This is a genomic window from Pseudomonas sp. SDO5522_S412 (assembly GCF_054071215.1).
Genome location: NZ_JBSVWQ010000070.1, coordinates 17,993 through 27,640, shown reverse-complemented (window position 1 = coordinate 27,640; position 9,648 = coordinate 17,993). Strand labels below are relative to the sequence as shown.

Genomic DNA, 9,648 nt, shown 5'->3' with positions numbered 1-9,648 from the left:
GCCGGATACATTGACTGAAACACCGCCTTCGCGAGCAAGCCCGCTCCCACATTTTGATTGGGTTACCAAAGTTAGAACGTGTACTCGACCATCCCCATCACCGACGTCTGCAAGCGTCTCTCCACAATCGGGCTTTGCCCGGCCTTGTCTGCCAGGTACTGCACATCCAACAGCGTCGAAAACTGTGTGTGCTCGCTGATCGGCAAGCTCCACACCAGATTCATCCCGTTGCTGATGTTGCCGCCGCTGGCCTTGTAGGCCTTGAAGCGACTCTGTGCGGCCTGGCCGGTGGTCACGCCGTACCAGGTCTGCAGGTAGTTGCTGTCGCCAAAATGGCTGCTGAGGCTGGCATCCAGCGAACCGTAGTCGCCGTCGTACAGGTTGGTGCCCAGGCTCAGCTCCAGGTGGGTGAACGCCTTGCCGGAATCCTTGTGATCATCTTCCTCAAGCGCATGCTCCAGGGTTGCGCCGAGAATCACTCCGCCCAGGTTATAGCTGCCACTGACACCCACCTGGGGGCGAGTCTTGATCTCGCCCATGCCCTTGAGTTTCTTCGAGCCCGGGCGCCCGGTCTTGCTTTCGTCCTTGCGTGAGCCGCTGGCGCCGACGTAGGCGCTGAAGCTCGCACCGCCGCCGTCATAACCCCAGCCCAGGCCCTTGTCGGTGTCGAGGAAAATCCCCCACGGGCTGACGATGGCCGCCCCCAGCACCGGCGCGGTGACTCGCTCGTCGCTGCCGCTGTAGCGGGGCAGGTTGGCCACGCCGGCCTTGAGGGTGTATTCCCAGTCGTCGGCCAGCAGGGTGTCGGCGCTTGCAAGCAAGCACAGCGACGTCAGGGACAGGCAGAGGTGTTTTGAACGCATGATGGTCTTCATGTGAGGTCAGAGACTCAAGGGGTTGTGGGGAGAATCGGTACGTTTGAAGTGGTAGCCGGAGGCGCTCAGGCCGTTGACCTGGCGACTCACGGTATCGCCCAGGCCATAGCCGTTGCCGGCCAGCACCGCATGGGCGTTGTCCACGGGCAGCAGGATGTAGTCGGTCAGCGGCTCGTCGTGCAGTTGACCGCGGATCACCAGGAAGCCGTTCTCCAGGCGCACGCTGATGCCGCTCAGGGGCGCGTCGGGCTCATGGGTGTTGAGCACTTGATAGGTACCGATGGTGTCGGCCCAGGCATTGCTCAGCGGGGTCTGTTCGATGCGTTCGCCCACCGGGACGCGTTGGCCGTGGCTGCGGGCGGTGAGCATCTGGCGCCCTTGCACCGTTACCACATCCAGCTGCACACGGCCCAGTTCGCCGAGGTCCTTGAGCCAGAAGCCGAGGAATTTCTGTTGTGCCCGCAGCCAGCCCTGGCCGTCGCGCAGCAGTTCGAAACGGGTGTCGGCCAACTCGCCATACAGCTGGCCGTTTTCGTCCTTGATACGGAAGACACCCCAGGCCGTGGCGTAGAAACCCGCCAGGCGCCTGCGGTCGATCGCGGCGGGCACCTGGCGGATTTTCAGGCCGTGGGCGGGCGCCTGGCAGTTGTCGGCACACACCGGGTCGCCGGTCTGGGCCTGGAGCATCAGGCGCAGGGTGTCGGTGGTCAGGGACACCACCATCTCTTCGGCGTTGCTGTCGTTGGCCATCACGATCACGGCCAGTTGCTGGTCCGGCAGCATCGTCAGTTGCGCCGCGAAATCATCTCCGCCACCGCTGTGCTGGAAGGTGCGAATGCCGGGGCCCACCGGCTCATCGCCGCAAGGGGCGAGAAACCACCCCAGGCCCATCTGGCAGTCGAAGTCCAGGGCGTTGCCGGTGTTTTGCTGGCTGAACATCTCGTCAATCGACTGGCTGCCCAGTACCTGTCTGTCTTTATAGAGGCCCCGGGCGAAGAGCATACGCACGTAGTGGCTGAGGTCCTTGGGGCTGCTCCACAAGCCACCGGCCGCAAGGTCGCGCACCTGGGCGTCGGCGCTGACGGTGCCGTCTGCATAACCCCGGGCGCGAAAGCCCGGTTGCGCGCCGGTGCCGACGAAGCTCGACTGGTTCATCTCCAGGGGCTTGAGCAGGCTGCTTTGCAGTCGGGTTTCGAAATCCTGCCGACTGCTGCGTTCGATGGCGGCGCCGACCAGGGCGTAGCCGAGGTTGGAATAGGCCACCTGGGTCCCCGGTGGCGTGCTCAGCCAAACCCCTGAAATACGCATCGGCATCTGGCCCATGGCGAAGGTGTTGCGCACGTCCCGCAGGTGTTCGCTGGGCAGGCCGGACTGGTGGCTGAGCAGGCGGCGCAGGGTGATGTCGCGGTCGGCGGCAGCCTGGTCGGAATGAAAGCGCGAGCGTACGTAGAACTCCCGCAGCGTGTCCTGGATCGGGGCGTCGAGGGCCAGGCGCTGTTGCTCCACCAGTTGCAGGGCGACGGTGGCGGTCAGCAGTTTGGAGAGGGCGCCGGCGCGGAACGCGGTGTTGGGGGTGACGGGTTTGCCCAGGGCCTTGTCGGCCAGGCCAAAGCCCTGGGCCCAGATCAGTTCCTGGCCGTTGACCAGGGCGATGGACAGGCCGGGTATGTTTTGCCTGGCCATTTCGCTGGGAATGCGTTTTTGCAGGTAGCGGATGATTGCGCTGTAGTCGCCCTTGGGAATGGGCGGCGGGGCCGGCGGCTGGCCGTGGCAGCCGAGGCTGCCCAGCAGGCAACCCAGCAGCGGAATACTGCGCAATGTGCGAAACATGATGAGCACCCGAGGGGTGGTTTGGATGCTCGAATGCTAGGGGCGGGCCGTCGATGAGTCTTTGTGAGCTTTGTCGGGAAACTGTCAAAGACTGTTAATACAGGCCGCCCCTAGCGGGTTTGCTCCATTGCCGCAGCTCCAGCATCAGCTATACCTAATGCTCAACGCTTCCTCAACGTCAGCCAAGGAGTCTCGCGATGAAACTGGGAATAATGATCAGCACCGTGTGTATTGCCACGATCGGGGTGATGGGGTGTTCCAGCAAGGTGACGCAGCCGGACGAATACTCCGGGTTTCTCTCAGACTACAGCAACCTCAAGGAAGCCAAGTCGCCATCGGGCGCGCAGGTGATGCGTTGGGTGGACCCCAACCTGAGTCTGAGCCGCTATAACGCGGTGTACATCGAGCCCACCCAGTTCTACCCCAAGCCGCAAGCCAGCACCAGGATCCCTGAAAGCACCTTGCAGGGCATCAGCACCTACTACAGCCAGGCGCTCAAGCGCGAACTGGAAAAGTCCTTGCCTCTGGCCGACGGACCAGGCCCGGGCGTGATCGTGGTGCGCGCGGCGATCACTGCCGTCAGCAGCAAGACCGAAAGTCTCAAGCCCTATGAGTACATTCCTGTCGCCCTGGTGGTCGCCACGGTCAGCACGGGCGCCGGGATTCGTGACCAGGAAACCACCTTGGGCACCGAAGCCCAATTCCTCGACGGTGCCAGTGGCAAGGTGGTCGCCCAAGTCGTGCGCAAAGGCACCGGTAAACCGTTGGCAAACGACTCCCAGGTGATGAAAGCCGATGACGTGAAAAGCGTCATCGACGGCTGGGCGTCGGACCTGCATCAATCGTTTTTGAAGCTTAAAAAGGGCTAAGCCTCAAACGGTGCGCGACTTGAGCGGGTGCTATTTGATCGGTGTGAGCGGTGGCTGCTTCCATTGCCCGTTACCCACTTCAGGCTTGGGCAGGTAAATGCGCAATAGGGCATAGAACGGGCCGGGTGGTGCTGGCAGCCAGTTGCTTTGTTCCGCCTTCGGTGGCTCGTGGTGCGCGACCAACAGCGTCAGGCCGCCATCGGCGTCGAGCTTGAAGTTGGGCAACATCCCCGACGTGAGCACGTAGCGCTTCTTCAGGTTTGGGGTCAGCAGATTGGTCTTGGCGTTGTACATGGTCAGTGACCAGAATGCGTCGGTCGGTGGCAACTGGTCCTTGGCGAAGTGCAGGGTGTAGCTGTGGCGTGCGCCGTTGGCGGGTTTGCCCTCGCTGTCCACGGAGTAGCGCAGGTAGGCCGTTTCATCGCCGGAGTTGCCAAACAGGTGCAGGTTGGCGCCAGCGTAGCGGTACAGGTAGTTGTTTTGAAGGTGGTCGCGATTGCCGAACAGGTCTGCACTGGATACTTGATGGGTATCGATCTTGTCTTTTTTGAAGGCTGCATACTCGGCTTTGCCGTCGGCGATGCCGTCATCCAGCGCTTTGCGTTGCTCAACCGTCAGGGCCTTGAGGTCGAACGGTTTACCCGCCTCGACGCCGATCCTGGCAAAACGCGCGAGCACGTCTTTCTCACTGTCCTGCGGTGCTGCGTAGGCCAGCATGAAGTTCAGATAGCGGAACAGGTGCACGCTGTCGCTCATGTTCGGCGTAGGCTTGGGCCAGGCAATTTTCGGCGGCTTGATGGGTTTGGGCTGCTTCACGTAGCTGCTCAGGGTCTGGACCTTATAGCCGCCCTGGATCTGTCTGACTTTGCCCAAGTCCTTTTCATCGAACAATTGAGTGCGGTACAGGGCGTAGGCGATGTTGCTTTCGCTGTACACGACGCGGTCGATATCGGTTGGCTGCTGGCCTTTCCAGCCCGGGCCGGCAATCATGTAGTGGCCACCGTTGTTACCGGTGCTGCGGGTGCCCAGATAGCCGAAGTTCTGCGTATAGAGGTCGACCAACTGCACGGCGTAGTAGCGGTTGTCTTCGATCCTGGGCAGGGTCAACACCACGGGCTCGGCCCGCAGATCGAGCCAGACAAAGGAGTTGGGCGTGTCCGGGTTGGGGGTGGGGATCGCTGTATCTTTAGGGGTTATCGCCTGCGCGGTGTTCCCGATGTGGTTGAACGGCGCCTTGAAGTTCGCCCCGGTCTTGTCGACAGCCTGGGTGTAGAGAGTCTTGTACATCTCCACCACCGGGAAGCCATAAAGATAGGCTTCCTTGGCGATGGCCCGGGCTTCACTCGGCGTGGCGGTGAAATCGGCCCAGGCGCCGGTACTCATGAAAATCGAGAGGCTCGCCAACAGCAGGCGCGTCGGTGTTCGAATCATGTTGTTGCGTCCTTACTGAGTCAGTCGGATGTCGTCGAGTTTTTCAGCTGTTATAAAAGCAGGCTCCGGTGGGCGCGTACAGTCGCAACTAGCTGAACCTTTGCGTGTCAGGCAGAGTTTGCACTCAGTTGCTCGGGAAGTCTTTTGGCACGTGAGGTTCAACGCAAAGATCTATCGATCAGTTGACATCAACGAGATCAAGTGCCGCCTGTGAAAGGCGGCATCGGGGGGCAGTCAAGGCAGTATGGACTTGACCTTGTCACGCAACTGATCAATCGAGAACGGCTTGCCGATCACCTGCATGTCGGCTGGCGAATCGATATTTTCGGCATAACCGCTGGCGAACAGGATGGGCAGGGCGGGGCGTATTTCACGGGCCTTGAGGGCCAGTTGCTTGCCGTCCATGTCCGGCAGGCCGACGTCGGTCATCATCAGGTCGATGGTCTGGTCGGTGTCTTGAACAATTTTCAAGGCTTCTTCGGCATCGGCCGCTTCAAGCACTTGGTACTCCAGCTCTTCGAGGACATCGACGATCAACATGCGCACGATGGCGTCGTCTTCGACTACAAGGATGGTGGAGGGGGCGGCTGACATAGTGGAGGTTCCCGAACAGTGGAAGGGGCAGGTCTTGGGCGATGGGAAGACCGTTTTCATCCTGAGTATTGTCGGTCCCGGCAAGTTCCCCAGATAAGCAAAACATTGTGCCGGTAACGGCTACAAATGTCGCGTATCACCGCCACTCACTTGCCAGGGGCTTGCTGGAACAACCAGCAAGCCCCGGCCATGGTCTCAAGCTGCCGGTTTTATCGGTTAAAGGGATCCGTACACCAACCCATGGACCCGGCTCTGGTTCTCGCTTGCCTTGAAGGTGCTGACCGTATATTCCGGGTTTGTCGGCGTCCCAAACGCTCCCGGGATGAGCGGCGTCTTACTATTGGCCAGCGATTCCTTCATTCCTTTCTTCATGGCGTCCTCGGTCGGAAAATTGACCAATCCGAAATTGGGGTCGAAATAGAACCATTTTCGCGTGCCGCCTTCCACGATCACTCCCGCTGTCATCGCGTGGACGGGCGTGGCGATGATGAGTGTCTTGGACGTCGTCGCGTTGGCCAGGTCATCGATGATGGCCTGATAGGACTTTTGCGTGACGACTTCAGCCGAGTGCGGTCGCTTTCTGAAGTGATCCTGGGCTTCGCTCATGTCCTTGATGAACCTCGCCGATTTCGGGTTGGTTTCCTTGGTTGCCGCTGCAATGAAAAGCTTGTCGATGTACTCGTCCTGTTTTCCAACGGACACGGCGTAGGCCATTGCGTTGGCTAACACGCCACATTCGCCTCCGGTCACCGTGTCCACCTGGCTCAAATAGAAATTCTGGGGCATGCCCCGGAGCTTGATGCCGGGGATGCGCTCAATTTCGGCTTTGTAGAACTCATAGTTTTTAAGGCCGACTTCTGATCGCTTTTTGCCTATTGACTGTGCCAGGGCGCCGATTTCTTCGGGGCTTCGATTCGGCTTAAGTGCCAGTTCCATGAGCTCTGCGATATCCATGGAGCCCGAGTAGCCCGGGATGTCATCCACTACCCCGTTGTTATAGCCACGCATATACGCATCGTGGCTCGTTGTTCTGGCGTGTTCCTGCGTAGCCTTGAATGAGTTGGATAATTGCTTGGAGGGTGTGTTTTGCGCCTTGGTGGCCGGCCCTCCGACAAAGTACTCCCAGAAGCTTTCAACGTTGTCCTGGACCGACACGGTCTGTGGCGTGAACCCCTTCAGCGGTGGGCCATAGGGTTGTTTCTTGAGGGCGTCGTACGCGTACCATTCGCCCTTGTTCAATACAGCGGAGGCTTCGACGGTTTGATCCGCCAGCTTGATGGTGCCGATTGCCGCGACGCCATGTTCCTTGCCGGCGGCTTTCAACAGGTCATGGCTGCCGGCTGCCCCCTTGAGTTTGTTTAGCCCGTTAATGCTTTTTTCGACTACAAACTTGCCGCCCCGGTTAATCAGTCCTGCGCCTCCCAGAAGCAAATCGCCCAAGCCGCCCACCGGGTTCAAGGCGCCGATGGTGGCGACACCGATCTTTTTGGCAACATTCAGCGCCTTGGCGCCTGCACTGAGGGCTTTTGTGCCCGCCTGTGCCGCTTTGGACGAACCCAGGCTGACAAAGCCCAGCAGGTCCAGCTGGAGGTCAATCGCCCCCTCCAGGTAATTACCCTTGGTAAAGTTGGCAATCGCTGACTTGAAGGGAATGAGGTCGAGGAAGAAATGGGTCACCTTCAACTCGGTTTCCATTTGCTTGTCGTAGGTCGTGGCGCCTTTGGCTTGCTTGACGACATCCTCGTTGCCCAGGTCGAGGTTTTCGACAAATGCCTCCGCGATGTACTGGGTACGGGCGGTGGCAAAGCTGTTGGGAGGCAGTGGGTTCGTGTCTGTACTGGCTGAGCGCTCGGGCTCACTGGCCTCTGATGCGTCGAATTTTTTTATTCTGTTTTCCTCGATCGCCAGTTCCCAGGTACTCGCAGAGAAATCCTGGGGCGTTACTTTTTTGATGCTGCCGTTTTTTATGTCCAGCCTATAGGTAACAGGTTCCGTGCCACCCTCTACCTGTATCAGCAGCTCATTTTTAATCGGTTTGAAAAGCGAGGTGACCAGGTTTGGGCCCAATTGATAAACAGAGGGCTGGTAAAAAGTGAGGTTGCCCTGCTCGATGTTTTTTCGATCTTCCAGCGGCAGGCTGGCGATCAGGTGCTTTACGGTGGTGGCAACCCCGTCGTTCAACGACTTGATCGACGCTTCAAACTGCTTTTGAAATGTCGCGTTTACGTCGAACTTGAGCGACTGGCCTTCCAGTGCCTGGGTGATGTCTGGATCCTTGGATTCCCAGGTGTAATCGCCCAAGCCACTCATGGCGATGTCCAGCAACGAATGCAGGCCCGCAGGTGCGCGGTTTGGGTCGTAAAGCGGTACGCCAAACTGTTGTTGGCGGGTGTCCTTCACCGTCAGGGCCTTTTTTTCAAACGGCACATCCTCGCCAAATCGCTCTTTGAGCTGGGCCAGTGCAATGGCCTTGCGGCTCGGGATATCGGTCTCCAGCAGGGTGGAGGCCTTCATGCGTTCATCCACCTGCTGAGTGAACTCGACGCGTATCGCTTCCAGCTGGTCGGGGCTGTAGGCATCGTTGGGTTGTTTGCTGATAACGCCGTTGGCCACGGCCCAATCAATCAGCGCTGCCCTCTGTGCGCTTTGGGTCACGGCGGGCTCGGCGAGTGCAGCGCTTTCGGCCTTGAGCATCACTTGGGCGAAAGTCATGTTCGGTACCGAGCCCGGCGACTGCGCTTCAATCGACGCCGCCGCAACCGCCAGGTTGACCCAGGCCGGGCTGCCATAGGTCACGCTGGCCGGGATGTCTTTGATCAGGAACTCCGGGGCTGTTCTTGCCAGCAATACGTAAGCACCCGCCTGGGCCATCTCGGGGCTCGTTCTGCCCTCGCTCGACAGGTGTGCGCTCAGCCCGTTGACGATGGCAGAGGCCGGCTTGCCCCAATGTTCTTCACTGGCCACGTCGAAACCGGCCAGTTTGTTCCGTTGAGGCGCCTGGACTGACTCGGGATCCATCTGTGCACTGATGGCGGCCAGCAGGTAGTCGTAATGGCTGTTCTTGGTCTCGATACCATTGAGCCCGCGCTGCAGGGCCTGGCCCATCAGTTGGCCTTCGGGCGAGCTTAAAAGAAACTCGAGGATCTTCGCCGGGTCGTTCAAGGCGGCCACAGGAATGGGATTCTGGTACGCGAGAAAGTCCAGGACGCTCTTTGTCTGCGTGACTTGCGGCTGATCGCCGAGGTGGTGGGCGTGGTTCATCGCAAGCAGGCGCAACTGAGTTTGCTGGTTCTGGTCCAGCGGTGCAGGCCAGGACAAGGCACCGCCCAGGTCACCGAAAGGGTGGGCGGCGATCCTGACGATCGCTTCCAGTTTCAGCTTGAGCAACTCGGCCTTGGAGGTTGGCAGAGGCACCCCGTTGGCATTCAGGAATGCCTCCAGGCTTTGGTTGACCCTGGTCCCCATGTCCAGGGTGTTGTGATGGGACGAGTCAGGATGAATGGCCATTTGTGTGAGCTTCAGGACGGACTGTACATAGGGGGCGGTGTCGTAGTCTTGCAGGGCTGGGGCTGCGAGGTTGATGGCGTCCAGCAGGTTCTGCCAGTTCTGCCGGTCGGCCATGGGCTGTTTCAGCACATCGGAGCGGCTGGCGGCTGATGCTGGCGCTGCTGCAACGGCAGGGGGCGTGGCTGGCAGGGGGCTCAGGGACGATGCCCCGGAAGCAGGGGAGGAAAAGAATTGGGGCGCAGGCTGTTGCACGGAGAGGTTGCTGACATTTTGCATCGGTGGGTACCTGTTTTATTAGGAGATACGCGCCTTTTCCGGGGAGGTTCCCTGTTCCCCACGGCACCCCTTTGGGTGGGGCGGCCCACACACAACGTTCCAGGCTCACTTCGGTTCCCATGTAAGAAGGAAAGTCAATTGCCGAGTGTTAAAAACACATCCATTCGTCTATTTATCAATGGGTTATGTAATCCATGTCGCTACGGGTAGCAGAAAAATAGCGCTCAGGCGCAACTTTGGGGCAAACTCCTCGTTTTTCCGTATTG

At 59.6% G+C, this 9,648-nt stretch carries 6 protein-coding genes; 1 reads left to right on the top strand and 5 read right to left on the bottom strand.

All coding sequences use genetic code 11. The annotated features are described in order from the left end of the window. Positions 1 to 71: 71 nt before the first annotated feature. Together ACW9I6_RS16470 and ACW9I6_RS16465 are read right to left on the bottom strand one after the other, a co-directional pair. A complete protein-coding gene (locus tag ACW9I6_RS16470) occupies positions 72 to 875 on the bottom strand; it encodes a MipA/OmpV family protein (RefSeq protein ID WP_003217565.1) in 804 nt (267 codons plus the stop codon). A gap of 6 nt (positions 876 to 881) precedes the next feature. Continuing rightward, a complete protein-coding gene (locus ACW9I6_RS16465) occupies positions 882 to 2,705 on the bottom strand; it encodes a serine hydrolase domain-containing protein (protein ID WP_457339540.1) in 1,824 nt (607 codons plus the stop codon). 197 nt (positions 2,706 to 2,902) lie between these two features. Here ACW9I6_RS16465 and ACW9I6_RS16460 point away from each other — a divergent pair, with 197 nt between their 5' ends. After that, positions 2,903 to 3,574 (top strand): DUF3313 domain-containing protein, encoded by a 672-nt coding sequence (locus tag ACW9I6_RS16460; RefSeq protein WP_102369048.1) that lies wholly within the window; start codon positions 2,903 to 2,905, stop codon positions 3,572 to 3,574. A gap of 30 nt (positions 3,575 to 3,604) precedes the next feature. On the opposite strand, the gene ACW9I6_RS16455 is transcribed toward ACW9I6_RS16460, so the two are convergent. From ACW9I6_RS16455 to ACW9I6_RS16445, 3 genes are all read right to left on the bottom strand, one after another. Next, positions 3,605 to 5,005 (bottom strand): DUF1254 domain-containing protein, encoded by a 1,401-nt coding sequence (locus ACW9I6_RS16455; RefSeq protein ID WP_003217572.1) that lies wholly within the window; start codon positions 5,003 to 5,005, stop codon positions 3,605 to 3,607. A gap of 234 nt (positions 5,006 to 5,239) precedes the next feature. Continuing rightward, entirely contained in the window at positions 5,240 to 5,599 is a 360-nt protein-coding gene (locus ACW9I6_RS16450; RefSeq protein WP_003217574.1) for a response regulator, read from the bottom strand. Positions 5,600 to 5,815: 216 nt separating this feature from the next. Further along, entirely contained in the window at positions 5,816 to 9,382 is a 3,567-nt protein-coding gene (locus ACW9I6_RS16445; RefSeq protein ID WP_457339539.1) for a hypothetical protein, read from the bottom strand. Positions 9,383 to 9,648 lie beyond the last annotated feature (266 nt).